At 66.4% G+C, this 24,487-nt stretch carries 13 protein-coding genes, 1 tRNA gene and 1 pseudogene; 13 read left to right on the top strand and 2 right to left on the bottom strand.

What is annotated here, in order from left to right:
* Positions 1–266: 266 nt before the first annotated feature.
* On the top strand, positions 267–1,217 hold the full coding sequence (gene folE2 / locus SLW56_RS11065) for a GTP cyclohydrolase FolE2 (protein ID WP_193314158.1): 951 nt from the start codon (positions 267–269) through the stop codon (positions 1,215–1,217).
* Positions 1,218–1,461: 244 nt separating this feature from the next.
* Here folE2 and SLW56_RS11060 read toward each other — a convergent pair.
* Positions 1,462–1,536 (bottom strand) — tRNA-Glu (locus SLW56_RS11060).
* Between the two features lie 30 nt (positions 1,537–1,566).
* On the opposite strand from SLW56_RS11060, the gene pcnB reads away from it, so the two are divergent.
* From pcnB to SLW56_RS11025, 7 genes are all read left to right on the top strand, one after another.
* The gene (gene pcnB / locus SLW56_RS11055) at positions 1,567–2,985 is read left to right on the top strand and encodes a polynucleotide adenylyltransferase PcnB (protein ID WP_295911571.1); all 1,419 of its coding nucleotides are present in this window, start codon (positions 1,567–1,569) and stop codon (positions 2,983–2,985) included.
* The gene (gene folK / locus SLW56_RS11050) at positions 2,982–3,491 is read left to right on the top strand and encodes a 2-amino-4-hydroxy-6-hydroxymethyldihydropteridine diphosphokinase (protein WP_320694828.1); all 510 of its coding nucleotides are present in this window, start codon (positions 2,982–2,984) and stop codon (positions 3,489–3,491) included. Before pcnB ends, folK begins: the two co-directional genes overlap by 4 nt.
* 31 nt (positions 3,492–3,522) lie before the next feature.
* Positions 3,523–4,341 carry a 3-methyl-2-oxobutanoate hydroxymethyltransferase gene (gene panB, locus SLW56_RS11045; RefSeq protein ID WP_017916971.1) on the top strand — a complete coding sequence of 273 codons (819 nt, stop codon included), beginning with the start codon at positions 3,523–3,525 and terminating at the stop codon, positions 4,339–4,341.
* On the top strand, positions 4,338–5,177 hold the full coding sequence (gene panC / locus SLW56_RS11040) for a pantoate--beta-alanine ligase (protein ID WP_295964662.1): 840 nt from the start codon (positions 4,338–4,340) through the stop codon (positions 5,175–5,177). Before panB ends, panC begins: the two co-directional genes overlap by 4 nt.
* A gap of 176 nt (positions 5,178–5,353) precedes the next feature.
* Positions 5,354–5,734 (top strand): aspartate 1-decarboxylase, encoded by a 381-nt coding sequence (gene panD / locus SLW56_RS11035; RefSeq protein WP_017916972.1) that lies wholly within the window; start codon positions 5,354–5,356, stop codon positions 5,732–5,734.
* A complete protein-coding gene (pgi, locus tag SLW56_RS11030) occupies positions 5,731–7,245 on the top strand; it encodes a glucose-6-phosphate isomerase (RefSeq protein WP_267099463.1) in 1,515 nt (504 codons plus the stop codon). The genes panD and pgi overlap by 4 nt, the downstream gene beginning before the upstream one ends.
* Before the next feature lie 138 nt (positions 7,246–7,383).
* Positions 7,384–7,803 (top strand): hypothetical protein, encoded by a 420-nt coding sequence (locus SLW56_RS11025; RefSeq protein ID WP_267099464.1) that lies wholly within the window; start codon positions 7,384–7,386, stop codon positions 7,801–7,803.
* On the opposite strand, the gene SLW56_RS11020 is transcribed toward SLW56_RS11025, so the two are convergent.
* The gene (locus SLW56_RS11020; RefSeq protein ID WP_267099465.1) at positions 7,800–8,855 is read right to left on the bottom strand and encodes a cytochrome c peroxidase; all 1,056 of its coding nucleotides are present in this window, start codon (positions 8,853–8,855) and stop codon (positions 7,800–7,802) included. The two genes, SLW56_RS11025 and SLW56_RS11020, sit on opposite strands and share 4 nt — an antisense overlap.
* Before the next feature lie 113 nt (positions 8,856–8,968).
* Between SLW56_RS11020 and SLW56_RS11015 the strand changes: the two genes are divergently transcribed.
* The 5 genes and pseudogenes from SLW56_RS11015 to SLW56_RS10995 all read left to right on the top strand — a co-directional run bounded on the left by SLW56_RS11015 (position 8,969) and on the right by SLW56_RS10995 (position 24,408).
* Complete coding sequence (locus SLW56_RS11015) at positions 8,969–13,903, top strand: IPT/TIG domain-containing protein (protein ID WP_320694827.1); 4,935 nt, start codon at positions 8,969–8,971, stop codon at positions 13,901–13,903.
* Between the two features lie 63 nt (positions 13,904–13,966).
* A complete protein-coding gene (locus tag SLW56_RS11010; RefSeq protein WP_320694826.1) occupies positions 13,967–19,405 on the top strand; it encodes an RHS repeat-associated core domain-containing protein in 5,439 nt (1,812 codons plus the stop codon).
* A gap of 2 nt (positions 19,406–19,407) precedes the next feature.
* Positions 19,408–19,890, top strand: a complete 483-nt coding sequence (locus tag SLW56_RS11005) for a hypothetical protein (protein ID WP_152239258.1) — start codon at positions 19,408–19,410, stop codon at positions 19,888–19,890.
* A gap of 137 nt (positions 19,891–20,027) precedes the next feature.
* A pseudogene (locus SLW56_RS11000) lies at positions 20,028–20,972 on the top strand (transposase).
* Between the two features lie 847 nt (positions 20,973–21,819).
* Positions 21,820–24,408, top strand: a complete 2,589-nt coding sequence (locus SLW56_RS10995; RefSeq protein WP_320694825.1) for an exo 1,3/1,4-beta-D-glucan glucohydrolase — start codon at positions 21,820–21,822, stop codon at positions 24,406–24,408.
* The last annotated feature ends 79 nt before the right edge of the window (positions 24,409–24,487 follow it).

Genomic DNA, 24,487 nt, shown 5'->3' with positions numbered 1-24,487 from the left:
TGGGAGAGGGGCTTTGGCCTTTCCCTTCTCCCACCGGGACCATGGCCCCCTTTTCGGGGGAAGGTGCCCCGCAGGGGCGGATGAGGGTCTGGGCGAATCCTTGTGAGCAGATCCGCGCAGCCCATAGGGATTCATTGATTCCTGAGGTGTGCGAAGGGCGGTCCCATCGGTGTGCGCTTGTTGTGTTACTTTATAACAATTGTCACTCCGCCTTGCTTGCCGTCCCTCGCTCCCTTGCCGCTCCCGCCGTTCCGATGAACCTGCAGATCCCCTCGCCATTGCCCGATGTCGCTGCCGACGAACCTTCGCAGATCGCCGCTCCCCTGAACTGGGTGGGCATGGACGGCATCGCGCTGCCGATCAGTCTGGACATGGGCGAGGGCGCGCCTGCGACACCCGTGCCGGCGCAGGCCGCGCTTGCCGTCGATCTGCCGTCTGCGCAGGTCAAGGGCATTCATATGTCGCGGCTGTACCGCCTCCTCGACGAAAGCGCGCAGCAGCCGCTGTCGCCGTCGCGCCTGTCGCAATTGCTGCGGGCGATGGTGCACAGCCATGCCGACTGCGCCTCGACCGCGGCGCGGGTGTCGCTGCGCCTGGAACTGCTGCGTCGCAGCCCGGCACTGCGCAGCCCGGGGCTGGCTGGATGGCGGGCATATCCGCTGCGGATCGACGCCGAGCTGCGTGGCGGCGTGGTCCGGCTCGGACTCGGCGTGGATCTGCTGTATTCCTCGACCTGCCCGTGTTCGGCGGCGTTGGCGCGGCAACTGCTCAGCGAGGCCTTCGTGCAGCAGCACCCGGAACAGGCCTCGCTATCGCGGGAGGCGGTGGCGGACTGGCTGCTCCGGCACGGCAGTCACGCCACCCCGCATAGCCAGCGCAGCGTGGCCTCGGTGCGGGTCGGCGTGTCGGCGCGCGCGGTGCGCTTCGACGCGGAGGGTGTGATCGCGCTCGCCGAGCAGGCCCTGGCCACGCCGGTGCAGGCGGCGGTGCGCCGTGCCGACGAACAGGCGTTCGCGCGCCGCAACGGCGAGAACCTGATGTACGTGGAGGACGCCGCGCGGCGCCTGCAGCAGGCGCTGGGTGCGCGCTACGCCGAGGTGCAGGTACAGGTGCGGCATCTGGAGAGCCTGCATGCGCACGATGCGGTGGCGGAGACCGCATCGGCGCCGGTGGCGGTCATGGCCGGGGAGGCCGCCCCTGACTTGGCGCAGGCCTGACCGCGGCCTGCGGGTGGTCGGTACGTGCGCACTGATGCCGACCGGATCGCGCACGTCGCCCGGGCTGCCCCGGCGTTCCAGGTAGGCTTGGGTCGGCGTGCCGGCGTCTGCAGCCGTCTGGCCGAGGACGATCGACACCCGCGCAACCAGGAATGAGACGCGTCGGGCCGTGGCCGGCGCCGAAACGCAAAAAACCCCGCCAAGGCGGGGTTTTTGCTGTGTCGCGCTGCAGGCGAGGCGAGGATGGCGCTCCCTAGGGGACTCGAACCCCTGTTTTAGCCTTGAGAGGGCCACGTCCTAACCACTAGACGAAGGGAGCGTTTGGTCGCGTCGATTGCAGCGCGCTAGTATATGGGTCTCGCCGCCCTTCGGCAATCCCGCAACCCGATACGGAAGCGCCATCATCAATCCGCCAGTTCCATCGCCATTCACCCTGCGCGCGATCCCGCGCGATCAGCACCCCATCTCGCGCAAGGACATCAGCCCCAACGCCCTGCGCGTGCTGTACCGGCTGCGCGAGGCCGGCTTCGGCGCCTACCTGGTCGGCGGCGCGGTCCGCGACCTGCTGGTCCAGGTCCAGCCCAAGGATTTCGACGTCGCCACCGACGCCACCCCCGAGCAGGTCAAGCAGCTGTTCCGCAACTGCCGCCTGATCGGCCGCCGCTTCCGCCTGGCCCACGTGGTCTACGGCCGCGAGATCATCGAGGTCGCCACCTTCCGCGCCAATGTCGACGACGGCAGCGGCGACCGCGAGGTGGACAACGGCCGCCTGGTCCGCGACAACGTCTACGGCAGCATCGAGGACGATGCGGTGCGCCGCGACTTCACCTGCAACGCCTTGTACTACGCCATCGAGGACTTCTCGGTGCGCGACTACGTCGGCGGCTTCGAGGATGTGCAGGCGCGGTTGATGAAGCTGATCGGCGACCCCGAGCAGCGCTACCGCGAAGACCCGGTGCGCATGCTGCGTGCGGTGCGCCTGGCGGCCAAGCTCGATTTCGAGATCGAGGCCGGCACCGCCGAACCGATTCCGCGCCTGGCCGGGCTGCTGGCCGAGGCCGCGCCGGCGCGGCTGTTCGAGGAAGTGCTCAAGCTGTTCCTGTCCGGCCATGGCGTGGCCAGCTTCGAGGGCCTGGAGCGGCACGGTCTGCTCGCCGCGCTGTTCCCGGAGAGCGCGGCGGCGCTGCGCTCCAACCGCAGCGGCGCGCTGCGGCGGATGCTGATCGAGGGCCTGCGCAACACCGACAACCGCGTCGCCAACGACGAGCCGGTGTCGCCGGCGTTCCTGTTCGCGTTGCTGCTGTGGCCGGCCTACTGCCGCGCGCTGATGACCCTGCAGAAGCAGGGCATGCAGATGGAGGAGGCGCAACGCCGCGCCGCCGACCGGGTGACCCTGCACCAATTGAGCACCGTGGCGTTGCCGCGGCGCTTCTCGCTGCCGATGCAGGAGATTTGGCTGCTGCAGTCGCGCTTCACCTCGCGCCAGCGCAAGCGGGTGATGCGTACCTTGTCGCATCCGCGTTTCCGCGCCGCGTTCGATTTCCTGATCGTGCGCCAGTCGGCCTCGGACGAGCATGCGGCCGACATCGCCTATTGGCGCGAGCTGCAGCAGCAGCCGGGTTATGCGCCGCCGCCGCGCGGCTTCGACCCGGAGGTGGATTACGCCGGCGACGAACTGGCGTTCGCGCCGCCGGCCGACAGCGAAGAGACCCCCAAGCGCCGCCGGCGCCGGCGCCGCCGCCCGGACGCCGCCACGCCCGTCGAGTGAGCGCCGCGACCCCGGCGCCGGTCCAGGCCTGCATCGGCCTGGGCGGCAACCTCGGCGCCGCCGCGGCGACCCTGCGCGCGGCCCTGGCCGCGCTCGACACGCTGCCGCAGACCCGCCTGCTGCGTGCCTCGCAGCTGTACCGCAGCCCGGCCTGGGGCCGCGAGGACCAGCCGGACTTCATCAACGCCGCGGCGCTGGTGAGCACCACGCTGTCGGCGCCGGAGCTGCTGCAGGCGCTGCTCGACCTGGAACACCGCCACGGCCGCCAGCGCCTGCCCGGCGAGCGTTGGGGCCCGCGCACCCTGGACCTGGACCTGCTGCTGTATGCCGAGGCGGTGATCGACCTGCCGGGGCTGCAGGTGCCGCACCCGTTCCTGCACCAGCGTGCGTTCGTGCTGCTGCCGCTGGCCGAGATCGCCGCGGAGGCGGCGATTCCGGGCCATGGAACGGTGCGTGACGCACGCGACCGCATCGAAACCGGCGGGATCGTGCCAATCGGTAGATAATGCTCGGCTCATTACCGCAGCACATGAGCTTATGAGCAGTCACGCCGACAGCAAGCCCTGGACCGTTCCCGCCCTGGCCGAGGCCAAGCGCCGCCAGCAGAAGCTGGTGATGCTGACCGCCTACGACGCCGGCTTCGCGCGGACCTTCGACGCCAACGGCGTGGACCTGATCCTGATCGGCGATTCGCTGGGCATGGTGGTGCAGGGCCACGATTCGACCCTGCCGGTGAGCGTGGACGACATCGCCTACCACACCGCCGCGGTGGCGCGGGTGCTGCAGCGCGCGCTGCTGGTGGCCGACCTGCCGTTCCAGTCCGATGCCACCCCCGAGCGCGCCTTGGACGCGTCGACCCGGCTGCTGCAGGCCGGTGCGGAGATGGTCAAGCTCGAGGGCGCCGGGCACAAGCTGGAGGTGATCCGCTTCCTCAGCGAACGCGACATCCCGGTGTGCTCGCACCTGGGCCTGACCCCGCAGTCGGTGCTGACCTTCGGCGGCTACAAGATTCAGGGCCGCGAAGAGGCCGCCGCGGCCAAACTGCTCGCCGACGCCAAGGCGGTCGCCGCGGCCGGCGCCGCGCTGCTGGTACTGGAATGCGTGCCGTCGCCGCTGGCCGCGCGCATCACCGCCGAGATCGACATCCCCACCATCGGCATCGGCGCCGGTCCGGACTGCGACGGCCAGGTGCTGGTGATGCACGACTTCCTCGGCCTGGACAGCGGCCACCGCCGCCCGCGCTTCGTCAAGGATTTCCTGGCCGAAGGCGGTTCCATCGCCGGTGCCGCCCGCGCCTACGCCGACGCGGTCCGCGCCGGCACCTTCCCCGACGCCGAACACGCCTACGCCAAATGATCGAGACCGTCACCGACCTGGCGCGACTGCGCGCCATCGTTTCCGGCTGGAAGCGGCAGGGCCTGCGCGTGGCCTTCGTGCCGACCATGGGCAACCTGCACGCCGGGCATTTCTCGTTGGTGATGCTGGCGCGGCAGTACGCCGACCGCGTGGTCTCCAGCGTCTTCGTCAACCCGACCCAGTTCGGCCCGAACGAGGACTTCACCCGCTACCCGCGCACGCCCGAGGCCGACACCAGCGGCCTGGAAGGCGCCGGCTGCGACGTGCTGTGGCTGCCGACGGTGGAGAGCATGTATCCGCTGGGCGTGGAGCTGGCGCTGCGCATGCACACCCCGGGTGTCAGCGAAGTGCTGGAAGGCGCTTGCCGGCCTGGCCATTTCGACGGCGTCTGCACCGTGGTCGCGCGCCTGTTCAACCAGGTGCAGCCGGATCTGGCCGCGTTCGGCAAGAAGGATTACCAGCAGTTGGCGGTGATCCGGCAGATGGTCGCCGACCTGGCGTTCCCGATCGAGATCCTGGGCGGCGGCATCGTGCGCGAGGCCGACGGCCTGGCGATGAGCTCGCGCAACCAGTACCTGTCGGCGGAGGAGCGGCCGCGCGCGGCGCAGATCCACCGCACCCTGCGGGCGATGCGCGACGGTCACCTGGCTGGGCGCCCGCGCGCCGAGGTGGAGGCGGCGGCGACCGCGCAGCTGCAGGCGGCCGGTTTCGAGGTCGACTACAGCGTGCTGCGCACGCCCGACCTGAGCGAGCCGCAGGACGGCATCGGCCCGCGCGTGGCGCTGATCGCCGCGCGCCTGGGCCGCACCCGCCTGATCGACAACCTGGAATTCTGAGCGCGGCAGGCCGCGGCACCGTCGTCGTAGCAGCGGCTTCAGCCGCGACCGGGCTTTCCCGCGATCGCCGGTCGCGGCTGAAGCCGCTCCTGCGACGGTTTGAGGCCGCCCCTCACCACCGCCACCTGACCCTCGGCTGCTAAACTGCGCGTCTTTCCTGACCGCAGTCCCGTGCCATGCAACTGAGCCTGTTGAAGACCAAGATCCACCGCGCCACCGTCACCCATTCCGAGCTGAACTACGAAGGCTCGATCGCCATCGACGGGCTGCTGCTGGACGCGACCGGCATCCGCGAATTCGAGCAGGTGCACATCTGGGACGTCACCAACGGCGCGCGCTTCAGCACCTACGCGATCCGCGCCGACGAGGGCAGCGGCATCATCTCGCTCAACGGCGGCGCCGCGCGCCACGTGCAGGTCGGCGACCTGATCATCATCGCCGCCTTCGCCGGCATGAGCGAAGAGGAAGCCGCGCGCTTCCAGCCGACCCTGGTCTATGTGGACGGCGCCAACAAGATCACCCACACCAACCACAGCATCCCAAAGCAGGCCGCATGACACAGTCCACCGGTTTCGACGCACTGCATTCCCACGCCCAGCGCCTGCGCGGGGCGCGCCTTCCCGACCTGCTGGCGGCCGAACCCGGCCGTGCCGAGACGTTGGCGTTGCAGGTCGGACCGCTGTACTTCAATTTCGCCCGGCAGAAATACGACCGCGCCGCGCTCGACGCGCTGCTGGCGCTGGCTGCCGACCACGACCTGGCCGGCGCCTTCCAGCGTCTGTTCCGGGGCGAGACGGTCAACGTCACCGAAGGCCGCGCCGCGCTGCACACCGCGCTGCGCGGCAACCTCACCGACGCGCCGGTGGCCAGCCAGGCCCACGCCAGCGCGCGCGAGGTGCAGCAGCGCATGCGCGCGCTGATCGACGCCCTGGCGCAGACCGAGGTCACCGACATCGTCAGCGTCGGCATCGGCGGCTCCGATCTCGGCCCGCGCCTGGTTGCCGACGCGCTGCGTCCGGTCACCGGCGCGCGCTTCCGCGTGCACTTCGTCTCCAACGTGGACGGCGCAGCGATGCAGCGCACCCTGGCCACGCTGGACCCGGCGCGTACCGCCGGCGTGCTGATCTCCAAGACCTTCGGCACCCAGGAAACCCTGCTCAACGGCCAGATCCTGCGCGACTGGCTGGGCGGCAGCGAGCGCCTGTACGCGGTCAGCGCCAACCCCGAGCGCGCCGCCAAGGCCTTCGACATCGCCGCCGGCCGCGTGCTGCCGATGTGGGACTGGGTGGGTGGCCGCTATTCGCTGTGGTCGGCGGTGGGCTTCCCGATCGCGCTGGCGATCGGCGCCGACGCCTTCGAACAGCTGCTGGAAGGCGCCGCGCAGTTCGACGACCACGCCCTGAACGCGCCGCTGGAGCGCAACGTGGCCGTGCTGCATGGCCTGACCACGCTGTGGAACCGCAACCTGCTCGGCTATGCGACGCAGGCGGTGATGACCTACGACCAGCGCCTGGCGCTGCTGCCGGCCTACCTGCAGCAGCTGGTGATGGAGAGCCTGGGCAAGCGCGTGCGCCTGGACGGCAGCCCGGTCGAGGCCGACACCGTGCCGGTGTGGTGGGGCGGCGCCGGCACCGACGTGCAGCACAGCTTCTTCCAGGCGCTGCACCAGGGCACCAGCATCGTGCCGGCCGACTTCATCGGCTGCATCCGCAACGACGACCCGTACACCGTCAACCACCAGGCGCTGCTGGCCAACCTGCTGGCGCAGACCGAAGCGCTGGCGAACGGGCAGGGCAGCGACGATCCGGCCCGCGACTACCCGGGCGGCCGCCCGAGCACGCTGATCCTGCTCGACGCGCTGACCCCGCAGGCGCTGGGCGCGCTGATCGCGATGTACGAGCACAGCGTGTACGTGCAGTCGGTGGTCTGGGGCATCAACGCCTTCGACCAGTTCGGCGTGGAACTGGGCAAGCAGCTGGCGAGCCAGCTGCTGCCGGCGCTGCAGGGCCAGTCCACCGAGATCGCCGACCCGGTGACGCGCGCGGTGCTGGCGCGGTTGCAGGGCTGACGCGAAGCGAAGCGCACGGGGCCGTTCGCCACCGTGCGTTCGCGAGGAACGATGCGGCCTGCGGGCGTGCATCGCAATGGCAATCTCCGGTCCAGGAAGGAAGCAGGGATGATGAACGCGAAAAGGATGGTGTGTTGGATGTTGCTGCCGGCGGTGCTGAGCCTGGGAGCGTGCCAGCGGCAGGCACCGGAGCAGAATCCGGCCACGGCGGCGCAACCGTTGCACGTCGTCGAGGTCCGGATCGGCGCGATGCGCGACGGAAGGCCTGTGCCGCAGACCAGCGATGCGCCGATCCTGGTCAACGTGGCCCTGCGCGGCGCTGCCCAGGGACAGGTCCTGAAAGCGCGCTTGCTGGATCTGCGCGATGGTCGCCAGGTCGGGCTGGTGGAGCGCGCCATGACTCGCTCCGATCAGCTCCAGTCGCTGCGTTTCGACAACGCGGCCGGCTGGCCGCCGGGGCGTTACATGCTGGAGGTGACGCTCGATGGCAAGCTCGCCTCGCAGCAGGACGTCGACGTGATGGAGCCGGCGAACAGCGCGCCGCGTACGGGCTCCTAGCGCGGCGCGGCGCCCGTACTGGACAGCGCCTGCAGGAACAGCACCAGCTTGTGCTTCTCCTCCGCGGTCAGGCTGATCGGTCGATTGCGGGCGAGGTTGCGATAGTAGACCTCGTGTTCCACCGCCGCCGGCAGATCGGCGATGCTGCCGTCGTGCATATAGGGCGCAGTATCGGCGACCGTCCGTAGCGACGGGGTGCGGAAGGCGCCCAGATCCTGCGGCGCCCGCGTCACCGCAAAGCGGCCCAGTTCCGCCACGCGAACGTCGGAGAGGATGGAATCGCCCAGGCTCCTGCCTTCGCGCTTCTGTCGCTCCAGTACGTCGAGCAGGGCGGCGACGTTGCCGGCGACCTGGTTGAAACCGATGCCGGCGTGATGGAAGCGCTGATCGCTCGTGGTCGCAGGCGTGCCGTCCAGCCGGTGGCAATCGACGCAGCCGGCCTTGCCGGAAAACAGCGCCAATCCCTCGCGTTCGTCCTCGCTCAGCGATGCGCGCGCGCCATGCGTCGTCCGGTACGTCTCGTAGCGCGTGGGCGGCGCAGGCAAGGCGCGGATATAGGTGGCGAGCGCGGCGGCCACGACCTGGATGTCGCCGTCGTCCTCGCCGGCGGCTGCATGCAACAGTGACGCGTAGCGCGGGTCGCGGGCGAGGTGGGCCAGCACGGCCTGCCGATCGGCCAGGCCCATCTCGCGCGGGTTGGTCAATGGTTGCAGGACCGCCTCTTCCAGTGTCGCTGCGCGTCCATCCCAAAAAAAATGGGTCATGAAGCGGCTGTCGAGCAGGCTGGGCGCGTTGCGTGTGCCGTGTTGGCCGCCCGTCCCGGTGGACACCGCGGCACCGTCGGTATAGGCCAACTCGGCGCGATGGCAGCTTGCGCAACTGGTCTTGCCATCCGCGCTGAGCCGCATGTCGTGGAACAGCGCCTGACCAAGCGCGATCCGCGCTGCCGCCGTGTCGTGCTGATCGCCACCACACCCGGTCATCACCAGGACGAGGGCGGCCGAGCACAGGCGCATGCAGATGACGATGTGATGACGCCAGTTCCTTGGCATGACGCTGTTGACTCCTGTCCCCACTGTCGGATATCTATATCCAGGCTGAATGCACGAAGCAAGGTCAGCATACGGACAGCCGGCCATCGTGGCCAGTCTTCAGGGATGAAAGCATGGAACGTCGCGGCGCAGGGATGGGCTCGGTGGTGGGTTTGCTGAAGCGGGCGGCGCATGTGCCCGCGCGCGGTTGGCGGCGCATCGTGGGCAGAACGGTGGCGGCCTTGTTGCTCACCCTTCTGGCCTGCACGTCTGGTGCCACCTCTTACGTCTACGACGCGCAGGGGCGTCTGGTCGCGGTCAGCAACGATGCCGGTGCCAGTGCCCGCTATCGCTACGACACGATGGGCAATATCGTCGCCGTCGAACGCGTCTCCAGCGGAACCCTGGCGGTGCTGGGCTTCAGTCCGGGGCGCGGTGCGGCGGGCGATCGCGTGCTGATCCAGGGGCAGGGATTTTCCACCGCTGCGTCCTCCAACAGCGTGGCTTTCAATGGGCAGGCGGCCACGGTGGTGGCTGCCAGCGCACGCGAGTTGACCGTGCTCGTGCCTGCCAACGCCAGTACCGGCCCGATCTCCGTTACCGTGGCTGGACAGAGCGCGAGCAGTGCGCAACAGTTCGTGGTCGATGCCAACCTCCGTCAGCCGACCATTACCGGCATATCGCCGTTGATCGCCAGCGCCGGTACGGCGATCACCGTCGACGGACAGAACCTGGTCCCGGTCGCCGGGCAGACCACGGCGAAGCTGGATCGCAAGACCGCGGTGCTGTCGAGCGCCACCGGCACGCGCCTGGTCTTTCCGGTGCCGGGCAGGAGCGGCAGCGGGCCGGTGACCGTGACCACGCCCTACGGCAGCGCCACCAGCAGCCAGGATGTGCTGGTGGTGCCAAGCAGTGTGTCGTCCGTCGGCATCGCCAGCGTCACGCGCCTGACCCTGGACGCCGCCGCGGTTGACGTCGCGGTCGCCAACGCGGGTGGGTCCGCCGCGGTCCTGTTCACCGGCATGGCCGGCGATTACCTCAGCGCGCAATTCCAGTCGCTGGGGTCCACGACGTTGAACTACCTGGTGTTCGGCACCGATAACGTGGAGATCGCCAGTGGACTGGTGAATGCGAACCAGCCCACCCTGCATCTGCCGCGGTTGAAGGTGGGCGGCACTTACCTGTTGCTGCTCACCCCCAGTACTTCCTCCGCCAGCTGGAAGATGGGAGTGGAGCATGCCGGGAGGCTTGCGCTGGACGGCGCCGAAACCAGTGTCGCCACGTCGATCGCCGCGCAATCGAAGCGTTACACCTTCCTGGCCCAGGCCGGGAGCAGGCTGGGCCTGGCGCTGACCGAGCAGTCGCCGGTCGGCAGCGGGTGGGGAACAGCTTTGGCGCAGGTCTTCGACGCCGACGGCGTCAATCTTGGCTATCAGTACTGCAATCAGGCCAACAACGGCTGCGCACTCAACATCGCCGCGCCCAGGACCGGCGTGTATCAGGTGCTGCTGACGCCCGGTACGAGCGGCGCACGCACAATGCGCCTGAATCTGTTGCTCTCATCGGATCTGGTGCAGGCGTTGCCGAAGGACCAGGATGTGGTCGTGGAGACACAGCGTAGAGGCCAGAATCTGCGTTTGTCGTTCGAGGCCGCGGCGGGCGAGGCGTTCGCGTTGCAAGTCGCCGGCCAGACCACCGCGCCCGCCGGCCGCGATGTTTACTACCGCGTTTACGCGCCTGATGGCACCAGTGTTGCCTCGATGGCGGTGCGCGCCGCAGGTACCACCTACGTGACGGCGAAGACCAGCGGCACCTATCAGTTGCTGGTGGATCCCGGATTCGGAGAAACCGTGCGGTTGCAGACGCGGCTCAGCACCGGAGACGCAGGTGGTGGCGGTAGTGGGATCGATGGCGCCACCGGCGCATTCGCAACGCAACTGCCGGGCGACAGCGTGTACTTCACCTTTACCGCGACCGCCGGGCAGAGCCTGGGGCTCGGCATCAGCGAGCTGCAGTCCAACGAAAGCGGCCCGCTCAACGTCACGATCTATGGCCCTTCAGGCACGCCGATGGCCGGTGCCGCCTGCGAGGTGGCCAACGACGGCTGTGATGTGAATCTGCCGGAACTGGCGGCGGGACGTTATGGCGTCCTGGTCGCCCCTGCCACGACGACGCAGACGATGCGCTTCAAGGCGACCCTGTCCACCGACCTGGCGCTTTCCTTGACGCGGGATACGGTCAGCCAGGTCGGTATCGGCCGGCGCGGGCAGAACGCAGTGCTGTCGTTCCAGGCGGGTGCCGGCGACGCATTGGCACTGCAGGTGTCGGAGCAGACCACGACGCCGGCGAACGGCGTGGTGTACTACCGCGTGTACCGGCCCGATGGCACGGCGTTGTCGTCGATGGCGGTGTCTGGCTCGGGCACCCTGACGATGAATACGCCTATCGCCGGGACTTACCGACTGTTCGTGGATCCGCGCTATGGCGCCACCGTGGCCGCCAAGGTGCTGGTGACGACCGGGAGTGCGGGTGGGCTGCAACTGGATGGCAGCAGCGGCGAGTACAGCGCCGCCGCCGGTCAAAGCGTGTTCTTTAGCTTCAGCGCAGCGGCCTCGCAGAACCTGGGATTGGGCATCGGCGATCTGAACCTGAGCAGCGGGACCTATGTCAACGTCAAGATCGCCAATCCCAACGGTTCCACGCTCACGACCGCGACCTGCTATGCCGCCAATGGCTGCGCCTTCAATCTGCTCAACCTCGCCGCGGGCAACTATGGCGTGACCGTGAGTCCGCAATCTGGCTCCCAGAGCATGGCGTTCAAGGCGACCCTCTCCACGGAGGTCGCCGGCTTCCTGCAGAGGGATGCATTGAGTTCCGTGAACATCTCGCGCTATGCCCAGAATGCGCGCCTGACGTTCGCCGGGACCGCCGGCGAGAGCCTGGCTTTGCTCGTCGCTGACGCTGCGACCAGGCCGACAGGCCGCGACGTGGTTTATGCGGTGTATCGGCCGAACGGCGCGTTGTGGAAGGACGTGACGGCCAGCGGCAACGTCATTCTGGCCCTGCCCAATCTCCCGGAGACGGGGAGCTATCGGGTGTTCGTCGATCCGGCGGGCGGCGCGTTGTGGTCGGCCCGGTTGAAACTCTCCACGGGACAGGACGGCAATGTCGAACTGGACGGCGCAGGTGGCAGCTACCAGGCGCCCGCAGGGCAGGGCGTGCATTTCTCCATCGACACCCAGGCCGGCCAGAATCTGGGGTTGGGGATTACCGACATCGCGGTGAGTTCGGGCAGTTACTTCAATATCGCCGTCTACAGTCCGAGCGGCACGACCTTGTACAGCGGCAGCTGCTACGCCGAGGACGGATGTTCGTTGCCGCTGAGGAACACCTTGGCGGGACGCTACAGCGTGGTGGCGACACCGACCTCGGCGAGCCAGGCGATCAAGTTTCGCGCCGTGCTGTCGTCCGAGTTGCTGGATCAGCTGACCCGCGATCAGCCCTTGCATCTGGCGCTGGCCCGGTATGGGCAGAATGCGCGGCTCCGCTTCCAGGCGCAGGCAGGCGAGTCGTTGATGCTGCTGGTCGCGGCGCAGACGACACTACCCGCCGGTCGCGATGTGGTGTATCGCGTGCTACGGCCGGATGGTGCTGTCTGGAAGACGGCGACCATCAAGGTGGGCGATGCCATCAATCTGATCAATATTCCAACGTCTGGCGAGTATGCAATCCAGGTCGAGAGCCGGACAGGAAGCCCGCTGGAAGCGGACATCACCCTGTCCTCGGGCGTCGCGCTGCCGATCGACGGCGCTCCTGCGCATGTCGTGACCCGGTTGCCGGCGCAGTACAAGCACTTTTCTTTCGTCGCCAGTCAGGGGCAGAACCTGGGACTGGGCATCAGCGGCATCCAGGTCGTCGGTCCCGGCGCGCAGCGCGTCGTCGCTACTCTCTACAAGGCCGATGGCAGCACATTGGCAAGCAGTTACTGCGATGTCGAACGTGGCGGCTGCGATTTCGATCTCGCCAATCTGGCGGCAGGCAAGTACGCGCTCTTGATCGGCCAGGGCGACGATCAGGCGGCGACCTATGACGTGACGCTGTCCAGCGATCTGCCCCTTGACCTGCAGCGCGACACGCCGCTGGCCGTTTCCGTTCCCCGGCGCGGACAGAATGCGCGGCTGCGTTTCCAGGGGCAGGCGGGCGACAAACTTGCCGTGCTGGTGCAGAACCAGGCGACCACGCCCGCGGATGGCACCAGCTATTACAGCGTCTACCAGCCGAATGGCACCCTGCTCACGTCCGGATCGACGCGTACCGGTACTGCGATCGGCCTGGGTAGCCTGCCGACGACTGGCCAGTACAGCGTGGTGGTCGATCCGCAGTATGGGCAGACGATCGACACCACCGTCGCCTTGTCCACCGGCACGTCGGTGGCTGTAGACAGCAGTCGCACGTTCGCTGCGGGTCCGCCCGGCGCGGGCATTTTCTTCTGGTTCGATGCGCAGGCCGGGCAGAAGCTCGATTTCGGGCTCGATCAGATCGCACTGTCAGGCAACGGCTTCGGTTGGGTCTACGCGACGTTCTATCGTCCGGATGGCAGCAATGTCTTCTCCCGCACGAATTGTTTCCGTACCTACGGCTGCGGATTCTCCATCGACGCCGCGCAAGCTGGACGCTATGGCGTCGTGGTGGTCCCTTCGACGGAAGACCAGAGCTTCTCCCTGACCGCCTCGGTATCCAGCACCGTCGTCGGCACCTTGGCGTGGGATGTCCAGCAGTCGATCGCGCTGGACCGGCACAGCAAGACCGCCACGCTCTCCTTCAGCGGCACGGCAGGGCAGGGCGTGCTGCTGCGGGTGGTCAACCAGACGACCACGCCGGTCGGCCGGCCGGTGACCTACGCGCTGTACCGGCCGGACGGGCAGTTCTACAGATCGTTCAGCGCAAGCACCGGCAGCAGCGACCTGAGTTTCCCGGCGCTGCCGACGAGCGGCACCTATCGATTGCGGATCGTGCCCGAGGACGGTGTCACCGCGGCGATGGACATCACGTTGGACAGTACACCCTAGAACACCGACGCGGTTCCGTCGAACGGACGCAGAACGGAAGCAGGCATGGAGCGGAGCGAGCATATGACGTGGTTCAACAGCGCATGGAAAAGCGTGATCCTGGGTGGGCTGCTGGGCGCGCTGGCGTCGACGGCCGCCTCCCAACAGCTGGTCTGGTCGACGGCGGCCATGCCGGCCGTCGGCATTGGCGCTGTTCCTGCAGTGCTCGGGCAGTGGCATGCGACCACATTGGCCGATGGCAGCGAGCTGGCGCTGGCGCCCGACGGGCGCTTTCTGCGCCATCGCGTGCCCGGTCAGCGTGCGCGCGAGATCGCGCTGCCATCGGTACGCATCGATGCCAGCGTCACCTTGCTGCCGAGCGGGCGCGTGCTGGTCTGGGGCGGCCGCGATGCCAAGGGCCGGCTGCAGGACGGCGGCGCGTGGTTCGATCCGGCAAGCGCCTCCGTGCAGCCGGCCACGGGGCTGAGCCTGCGTGCGCGCTATGGACATACCGCCACGGTCCTTACCGATGGCCGCCTGCTCCTCGCCGGCGGCACCGGCGATGGCGCCGGCGCTGGCGCGCAGCTCTGGGACGAAGCCAGCGATCGGACGATCACCCTGCCTGCGGATCTGCCGGGCGGCGGCAACGCAAGCTCGCGCCTGCTGGCCGATGGCCGTGTGGCGTTGCCGGCGTCGCGGAACGCCCAGCGCATCGCCAGCGATGCCGTGTTCGATCCGCTCGCGGGTGCGTTTCTTCCGTATCCGGCCAGCATCGCCGATACGCCAGGCGCGCCACGACTCGCCGGCAGCGTGCCGGTGCAGGGGGCAGCCGGCGTCGCGCCGACCGCGCGGCTCGCGCTGCGCTTCTCGCGTCCGCTGCACATGCCCACGTTGTCCGCGCGCACCGTCACCCTGGTCGGTCCGGAGGGGCGCGTCGCGCTACGCATCGCGCCTGTAGAGCAGGGGCGTCTGCTGTTCGTGCAGCCGCGTCAGGCCTTGTTCCCGGACTCCCGCTATACCCTGATGGTCGACGGTGCGCGCGGCGCATCGGGCGATGCCGTGCCGCTGATCGCCCTGGATTTCCGCACCGCGGCGTACGACAGCAACGGACAGCCGGTGGCGCGCGCAACGGCCGCGCCGGCAGAAGCGGGCGCCGAACCCAGCGTGCAGATGACCGGTGCAGGCACGCCGGCGTCCTGTGCCAATGACGGTGTGCCGTGCCGTGCGCACGGCCTGTTGGTGGACGGCATCTGGTACCCAGGACAGGACAATACCGACAGCCGCTGGCGCATCTATGGCGCCTCGCAACAGCCGGAACATAACGCGCGCATCGCGCGCATCGCCGCAACCTTCCACGTGACGATGGTGCGCGGGCGTGTGGTGCGGGTGGACCAGCAACCCGTGGCCGGGGTCGAGGTCAGCATCGGCAAGGAGCGCGCGCTTACCGACAAGAACGGCTGGTTCACCCTGTTCGATGTGCCGGCGGGGCACCAGGAGCTCTACGTCGACGGTAGCACCGCCAACACGGCCGGCGCCGAATACGGTCAATTCGTCGTCGGCACCGAAGTCGCCGCCGGCCGATTGAACGAGCTCGGCTATCTGCTGCATCTGCCACGCATCGCCGCGCGCGACAAGATCCGGATCCCGTCGCCGACCGTCCAGGACATGGTCGTTGGCCACCCGGACATTCCCGGCCTGCAATTGCGCATTCCCAAGGGCACCGTCGTGCTGGACCGCAAGGGCCGCCTGGTGACCGAACTGGCGATCGTGCCGACGCCGGTCAATCGCGCGCCGTTCCCGGTCACCGAAAACCATCCGATGGCGTTCACGGTCGAGCCGGGCGGCGCGCAGATCCGCGGACTCGACCCCGGCGCCAACAACGGCATTCAGGTCTACTACCCCAACTACGACGGCTACGCCGCGGGTACCCAGGCCAATTTCTGGATGTACGACCCGCGCGATGGCTGGCGCGTCTACGGCAAGGGCACCGTTTCGGCCGACGGCAAGCATTTCGTTCCCGAGCCTGGCGTCGCCTTGCACCAGACCATGGGCGGCATGTACAGCGTGCCCAGCAACGACCCGCCCAGCGAGGCCGGGTTGCCGCCGGATGGGCATTGCTGCGGAACCCCGGGTAGCGGCGGCGTCGCCAATGCGGCCGATCCCATCGACCTGAAGACCGGCGAATTCGTCCATTCGGAAACCGACCTGCAGATCGCCGACGTGACGGCGCTGAGCCTGTCGCGCAGCTACCGTCCCCATGACATGAAGCAGCGCGAGTTCGGCATCGGCACCGCGTCCAACTGGGGCTACTACCTGCACAACCCCGGGGGCACCTACGATTCGCTCGATCTGGTGCTGCCGACTGGCGCTTATATCCGCTTCGATCGGGCCTCCGGTTCCGGCCCGCGTGGCGAGTGGCGCCAAGCCGGTTCGACCACGCAGTATGCCGGTGCCGTGCTGCAATCGGTCTACGATCCGGACCCGTTGCAACCCTGGGGTCGCGGCTTCCGCATCACCCTGCGCGACGGCAGCCGCATGCAGTTCTCCAGCTACATGGACACCCGCCTGCGCTGGCTGGAAGACCGCTACGGTAACCGCACCACGCTGCTCTACGATGCCGGCCTGGTCGCGCGCATCGTGTCGCCGAGCGGGCGCTATATCGGCCTGGAGTACGACACTCGCAATCGCATCGCGGCCGCCACCGACAACGCCGGCAATCGCTGGACCTATGCCTACGACAGCAATGGCTTGCTCGCCACGGTGGGGTTCCCCGATGGCGGCAGCAAGGCGTATGCCTACCAGACCAGAAGCCAGAACAACGCACTCGCGCAGCATCGGATGCAGTCCATCACCGACGCCCGCGGCAAGCGCGTCCTGCTCAACGAGTTCGAGGTCGTCAACGGTGTTTCCACGGGTAGGGTAATCAAGCAGACCCAGGCCGACGGCGGCGTCTTCGTCATCGACTATGCGCATGTCGACGGCGGCAGCACCGGCGTGCTCGTCACCAGTCCGGACGGCAGCAAGCGCCGCGTCGTGTTCGACGGCAACAGTGCCTACCCGAAGACCGACATCCTGGCCTACGGCACCGACAAGCAACAGACCTACAGCTTCGAGCGCAACGCCTACGGGCAGGTCACCGCCAGTATCGACCCGCTCGGCCGTCGCACCGAGTATCGCTATGACGCGGGAGGGCGACCGCTGCAGGTCACGCTGCTGGCGGGCACCACACAGGCGCGCGTGTCCAGCCTCAGCTACACCAGTGACGGCGACCTGCAATCGGCGACGGATCCGCTAGGGCGGGTCACGCGCCTGGACTACGGCGCCAACCGCTGCCTGACTGCGGTCACCGATCCTGGCGGCCGCACGGCGCGCTTCGCCTGCGATGGCGCGGGCCTGCCGTTGAGCGCGACCAATGCGATCGGCCAGACGATCGCCTTCCAGTACGCTGGCTACGATCTGGCCGGCATGGTCGATCCGTTGGGGCGCAGCACCCGCTTCCAGTACGACAGCCTCGGCAGGGTAACCGGCAGCCGAGACGACCTGGGCAACGCCACGCGCCAGGAATACGACGCGCTGGGCCGTGTCAGCAAGGCCTACGATGCCGCCGGCAATGTGACCGAATTCGGCTACGACAAGAACGGCAACGTCGTGGCGATCCTGCTGCCGCACGGCAACGGCATCACCTATACCTACGACGAGCGCAACCGTCCGTTGACCCGTACCGACGCGCTGGGCCAGTCCGAGACATGGACCTACGACACCATGGACCGGGTCGCCAGCTACACCGATCGCAAGAGCCAGAAAAAGACCTTCACCTACGACGTGCTCGGGCGCCTGTCGGTGGTCACCGAGGCCGACGGGCGTACCCAGACCTTCACCTACGACGCCGGTAACCGCCGTGTGGCGCTGGTCGATTCGGCAGCGGGAACCCTGAGCTGGGAATACGACCTGTTCGACCAGGTCATCAAGGCCATCACCCCGCAAGGCAACATCGTCTACGAATACGACGCCGCGGGCCGCCGTACCAAGATGATCGCGGCCAACCAGGCGGCACTGGAATACCGCTACGACGACGTCGACCGCTTGCGCACCCTGCTGCAGGGGAGCGAGACCGTGGCGTTCGATTACGACGCCGCCGATCGCCTCACCGAGACCACGCTGCCCAACGGCGTCAAGACCGGGTACGCCTACAACACCGCCAACCAGACCACCGGCATCGCCTGGCTCAAACCGGACGGCACGGCCCTTGGCGAGATCGGCTATGGCTACGACCAACTGGGCCGGCTGGTGGCGCAGACCGGCAGCTTCGCCCCGCAGGCGCTGCCGGCGGCCCGCAGCGGCAGCTTCGACGACAACAACCGGCAAACCCAGGCCGACGGCCAGACGCTCAGCTACGACGCCAACGGCAACCTGCTCTCCGATGGCGTAAGGACCTACGTCTGGAACGCGCGCGACCAGTTGGTGGAGATCAAACAGGGAACGGCGAGCATCGCCAGTTTCGGCTACGACCCGCTGGGTCGAAGAGTGAGCAAGACCGAAGGCGGGCAAACCGTCAGCTATCTGTACGACGGGCTGGACGCGGTGCAGGAAACCCAGGGCGGCACCGTCAACGCGATCCTGACCGGGCTTGGCATCGACGAGCGTTATGCGCGGAACGAAGCCAGCGGACGTGCGTACTTCCTGACAGACGCCCTTGGCAGCACCCGCGCACTTACCAACGCCAGCGGTGCCTTGATCCAGCGCTACGACTACACGCCTTACGGACAGACCAGTCAAGCCAGCGCAGGGACCAGCAACCCGTATCAGTACACGGGGCGGGAGCGGGACGCGAGTGGACTTTACTACTACCGTGCGCGATATTATCAGCCGGAATTAGGGCGCTTTATTGGGGAAGATCCGATTAGGCTTTCTGGTGGGATAAATGGTTACGCGTATGTGAATGGTAATCCGGTGGCCTTGGTGGATCCTTACGGTCTATGGGCCGGTATAGATGATGCAGTTTTTATGTTGGGCGGAGCATTGGTGGGTGTTGGCGGGCAAGGAATATCCGATCTCATCTCCGGAGATTTGAGCGGTTGGGAGAAATATACGGGCGCTGCCGCAGGTGGAGCGTTAGGGGGTGAGGCGCTGCTCTATACCGGAAATCCAATTCTTGCAGGCGCAGTTGGTGGAGCTTCCACTAATGCGACTTCGCAGGGGCTTGAAATGCTTACTGGGAAACGTGCATGTTTTAACTGGAGCACTTTCATTGCTGATAGTGGTATCGGTGCGCTGACTGGGTTTATTCCTGGCGCTGGGAAGCTAATGCCTGGATTTGCTGGCCGAAACGGAATATCTGCGGTGGCAAAATCCTCCTTAACTAAATTAAAGAACGGAAGTATTAGTAGTGTCTCTGGTAAAACATTTTCCAAGATGATGGCTGCTAATATCATTGAGAATTTTCCAGGAGGTGGTGCTGGGGGAGTGGCTGCCGTTCCGTCAGGCGCTCTACTTGATAGTCAGACATCCTGTGGGTGTAAATAAGCATGAAGAATAGTAATCTAGTTTTGCGACCGGCACCTTCGGCATGCATTTTCATGGTTCTTCCACTTGTTGTAGTGGAGCTTGTTGTGATTGCTGGGTTCATTAAGGCTGGCAGTTTCGACTTGTTGTTTTTAATTTTTTCCGTAATGGCAATTGTATTTGTCTTTTATTGTGTGGCTTTTAATGCAATATTTCTTGATGGCGGTTACTTGTGCGCATGGGGGCCTTTTTCCAGGCAGCGCTGTAGTGTTAAAGGACGACTGGTTGAAGTTGGCTTTAGAGGGCGTGGCGATAAAGAATTTGGATTAATTCATAGTGTTGGATTTTATATTTCTCTGAGAGATCAATTCTCTAATAAAATATTGCTAGAGAAAAACTTAAAGATTTTCAAAAGGGGCGACATTGCAAATCTTGTAGGTGCTTTGGCTGAGGCTGGAGCGATTGTTGATATTGATAAGATATCGAGATATTTTATGAGGCTTTAATTTGAGCGGTGTTAGACCGATTTCCCATGTATCGGTGAAGCGCTCAGTTACGCCGCCAATGGTGTCGTAAGCTCCCCTACATAGCAGACACCACATAAGTAGATCTTTATGGCATCGTTTCACAGCCAGGAGGTCCTATGCGCACATCGAAGTTAACCGAGACGCAGATCATCGCGACGCTCAAGCAGGCCAACGCCGGCGTACTGGTCAAAGACATCTGTCGCCAAGTCGGCATCAGTACGGCGGCCTACTACCAGTGGAAGAGCAAGTAGGCTGGCTTGGAGGCCTCCGAGCTTCGACGGGTCAAGGAGCTGGAGTCCGAGAACACCAATCTCAAGCGGATTTATGCCGAGCTGGCGCTCGACAACGCGGCGATGTAAGGACCTAATCGCAAAAAACTCTAGGGCCAGCGCGCAAGCGCGAGGCGGTGCGGCTTCTTGTCGAGGTTCGCGCGCTTCCGTTGCGCCGCTCTTGTGCATGCGTCGGGTTGTCGCGGGCGGCGTGGTACGCACCGCCTTTTGACTGGGCGGTGCGCGACGCCAAGCTGATCGCCGAGATCGACCGTTTCGTTGAAGCATACCCCATTCGCGGCTTCTGGAAGTGCAGCGACCACCTCCGCAAGCAGCACCCGGGCTGGAATCCCAAACGGATCTATCGCGTGTACAAGGCCATGAATCTCAACCTGCGCCGCGCCGCCAAGCGGCGCCTGCCCAAGCGTGAGCGTGTGTCGCTCTACGTGCCGAGGCTGCCAGACACGGTCTGGTCAGTCGATTTCATGAGTGACGCGCCGACCTGCACCGCAGATTTCGCACCTTCAACGTCGTGGATGATTTCAACCGCGAGGTGCTGCACATCGAAGTGGATACCTCGATCAACTCGCAACGCCTGGTGCGTGTGTTCGAGCAGATCAAACGCGACCATGGCCTGCCGCGGCTGGCGCGCTCGGACAACGGCCCCGAATTTCTGGGCGAGGTATTCACCGGTACAACGAATAGCGATCCCACGACTCGCTCGGTAGAATGACCCCGTTCCAGTGCCGCAACCCACACGCAGAAAGTTCTACTTTTAAAGCGCCTGCTTGACGTGGGGCTTACGGTTTTTAAGTGCGGTCCTTTTTAAAAATTTTTGGCTTTATCGGGTTCTCCATTTCTGTTTATAGATTTTTGAAGATAATATATGGTGACAGTGGTGTAGATCCTTGCAGTAAAAATTGTGGGTTGGAGTGGGTGGTTAAATATATCTTGGGGGTATTGTTCATTTTTTCTGGGGTGGCTTGGATTATTCTGGGGTTTTTGTTGTGTGTATTGCAAAAATTCGATCTCGCGAATTGAAGAGATAGATTCTATCGCTGGCGTGTCCTCAGCTTGGGGGCGGCGCATTATTCTTGATGCGGCCAGTACTACATGCTGAAAATTTGGATGATTCGTTGGATGGTCCATCGCATCCGATTGAAAGCATCGATCTAGGAGCGTTGCGCCTGTGCCACATGGTCTGTGGCGAACGACTCCAAAAGGACTCAAGCGGACATGGTTCGATGGTGGCAACATGGTTGTCACGAACTTTGCAGCGCCGCAGGCAGGATGTTGGGGGGCGGCACCGCATTCGTGCAGCAGGGAGGCCGATCAGCGATCGATACGTGATTCTTCCAGCTGCGCATTGTGTAAAGTCGACTTTATTGCGATGCAGCAAAATCCCCGGTGCGATCCTGCCGATCTTGGGGATGCAGGGCGGGCCCACGCCCACCAGCACAGGTAAACCCGGTATTCCATCGCTATAGCGTTAGCCGATATCCCGCCGGCATCGGGGCATACCTCGCGGCGCGGTTGACAGGCTTGGGGCGATTCGGGAAGCGTAGGCGCCGGCCGCACCTCGGCGTGTGCGGTCCGGCCGCGACATGGCATGCGTTCGCCGTTCCTGGGAGGGAGTCTCTTGCACACACAGACCGCTGGCGCGCGCGCGCCGCTTCGCACGGCGCTGGCCGCGGCCGCTGCGCTTGGCCTGCTGGCGTTGGCCGCCGCCGTTCCCGGTCGTTCCGTGCCGGTCGCACCGGCGGCCGCGCCGCCGCCGCCGATCCACCCGGACCGGTGGCCGTCGCCGGCCTGGCCGCTGAAGGAGGATCCGGCGCTGGAAGCGCGCATCACCAAGCTGATGGCGCAGATGTCGGTGGAGCAGAAGGTCGGGCAGACCGTGCAGGGCGACATCGGCAGCATGACCCCGGAGGACGCGCGCAAATACCACATCGGCTCGGTGCTGGCTGGCGGCAATTCCGATCCCGGCGGCAAGTACGACGCCAGCCCGGCGCAGTGGCTGGCGCTGGCCGATGCCTATTACACGGCGTCGATGCAGACCGACGGCGCCGGCCCGGCGATCCCGATCATCTTCGGCATCGACGCGGTGCACGGTCAGAGCAACATCGTCGGCGCCACGCTGTTCCCGCACAACATCGGCCTGGGCGCGACCCGCGACCCGGAGCTGATGCGCAAGATCGGCGAGATCACCGCCGCCGAGACCCGTACCACCGGCATGGAGTGGACCTTCGCCCCGACCGTGGCGGTGCCGCAGGACGACCGCTGGGGCCGCACTTACGAAGGCTATTCGGAGTCGCCCGAGGTGGTGGCCAGCTTCGCCGGCAAGGTGGTCGAGGGGCTGCAGGGCGTGCCCGGCATGCCGGGTTTCCTGGACGGGTCGCACGTGATCTCCTCGGTCAAGCACTTCCTCGGCGATGGCGGCACCACCGACGGCAAGGACCAGGGCGATACCCGGATCAGCGAGCAGCAGCTGCGCGACATCCACGGCGCCGGCTATCCGCCGGCGATCGCGGCGGGGGCGCAAACGGTGATGGCCTCGTTCAACAGCGTCAACGGGGTCAAGATGCACGGCAACACGGTCATGCTGACCGACGTGCTGAAGGGGCAGATGCATTTCGGCGGCTTCGTGGTCGGCGACTGGAACGGCCATGCCCAGGTCCCCGGCTGCCGCAAGGACGATTGCCCGGCCGCGTTCAACGCCGGCGTCGACATGCTGATGGCGCCGGACAGCTGGAAGGGCGTCTACGAGAACGCGCTGAAGGCGGTGAAGTCGGGGCAGATCCCGATGGCGCGGCTGGACGATGCGGTGCGGCGCATCCTGCGGGTGAAGCTGCGCCTGGGCCTGTTCGAGGCCGGCAAGCCGTCGCAGCGTCCGCTCGGCGGCAAGTTCGAGCTGCTCGGCGCGCCCGAACACCGCGCGGTGGCGCGGCAGGCGGTGCGCGAATCGCTGGTGCTGCTGAAGAACCAGGGGCAGCTGTTGCCGCTGAAGCCGCAGCTCAAGCTGCTGGTGGCCGGCGACGGCGCCAACGACATGGGCAAGCAGGCCGGCGGCTGGACCCTCAACTGGCAGGGCACCGGCACCAAGCGCGCCGACTACCCCAACGGCACCACCATCTGGGAAGGCCTGCAGCAGCAGGTCGGCGCCGCCGGCGGCAGCGCCGAGCTGGCGGTGGACGGCAAGTTCGCGACCAAGCCGGACGTGGCGGTGGTGGTGTTCGGCGAGCATCCCTACGCCGAGTTCCAGGGCGACATCGCCACGCTGCTGTACAAGCCCGGCGACGACAGCGACCTGGAACTCATCAAGTCGCTCAAGGCCCAGGGCATTCCGGTGGTGGCGGTATTCCTGAGCGGGCGGCCGCTGTGGGTGAACCGCGAGATCAACGCCGCCGACGCCTTCGTCGCGGCCTGGTTGCCGGGTTCGGAAGGCGCCGGCATCGCCGACGTGCTGCTGCGCAAGGCGGACGGCAGCGTGCAGTACGACTTCCACGGCAAGCTGAGCTTTTCCTGGCCGCGCACCGCGGTGCAGTTCGCCAACAACGTCGGGCAGAAGAACTACAGCCCGCAGTTCGCCTTCGGCTATGGCCTCACCTACGAGGACAAGGGCGATCTGAGCCGGCTGTCCGAGGTGTCGGGCGTGTCCGGTGCGCAGGCGGTGGGCGGGGTGTACCTGGACCGCGGCAAGCCGGCGGCGGGCATCAACCTGATCCTGTTCGGCGGCACGCAGGCCAATCTGCCGGCGGCGACCTTCCCGGCGGCACTGGCCGACGGATCGCTGAAGGTCACCGCGATCGACCACAAGGCGCAGGAGGATGCGCGACGCTTCGTCTGGTCCGGCAGCGGCACGTCCGGGTTGGCGCTGGTGTTGCCCAAGCCGCTGGACGTGTCGCGCGAGAGCAATGGCGACGTGCAATTGATCCTGACCGTCAAGGTGGATGCGGCGCCCGGCGCCGCCGCGCGCATCGGCGTGGCCTGCGGCCACGACTGCGGCGCGTGCGTGGACCTGGGCAAGGCCTTGGCCGCGCTGCCCAAGGGCGAGTGGCGCACGCTGGGCGTGCCGTTGAAGTGCTTCGCGGCGGCCGGCGCCGACCTGACCCGGCTGGAGCGTCTGCCGGAGATCGAGAGCGACGGCGCACTGGATCTGTCGCTGTCGCGGATCGCGCTGGGTAGCAGTAATGACGCGCAGAGCGTGGTCGACTGCCCGCTGCATTGAGCGGCGACGAACGGTTTTCTTGAAAGAGCGGCGCCGCCCACGCGGGCGGCGTCATGGACAACGGTGCGACAGGGCTGCG

Origin of the sequence: Xanthomonas sp. LF07-6 (assembly GCF_034105445.1) — a bacterium.
Classification (GTDB): domain Bacteria; phylum Pseudomonadota; class Gammaproteobacteria; order Xanthomonadales; family Xanthomonadaceae; genus Xanthomonas_A; species Xanthomonas_A sontii.
This window is presented reverse-complemented; position numbering and strand designations above follow the sequence as displayed.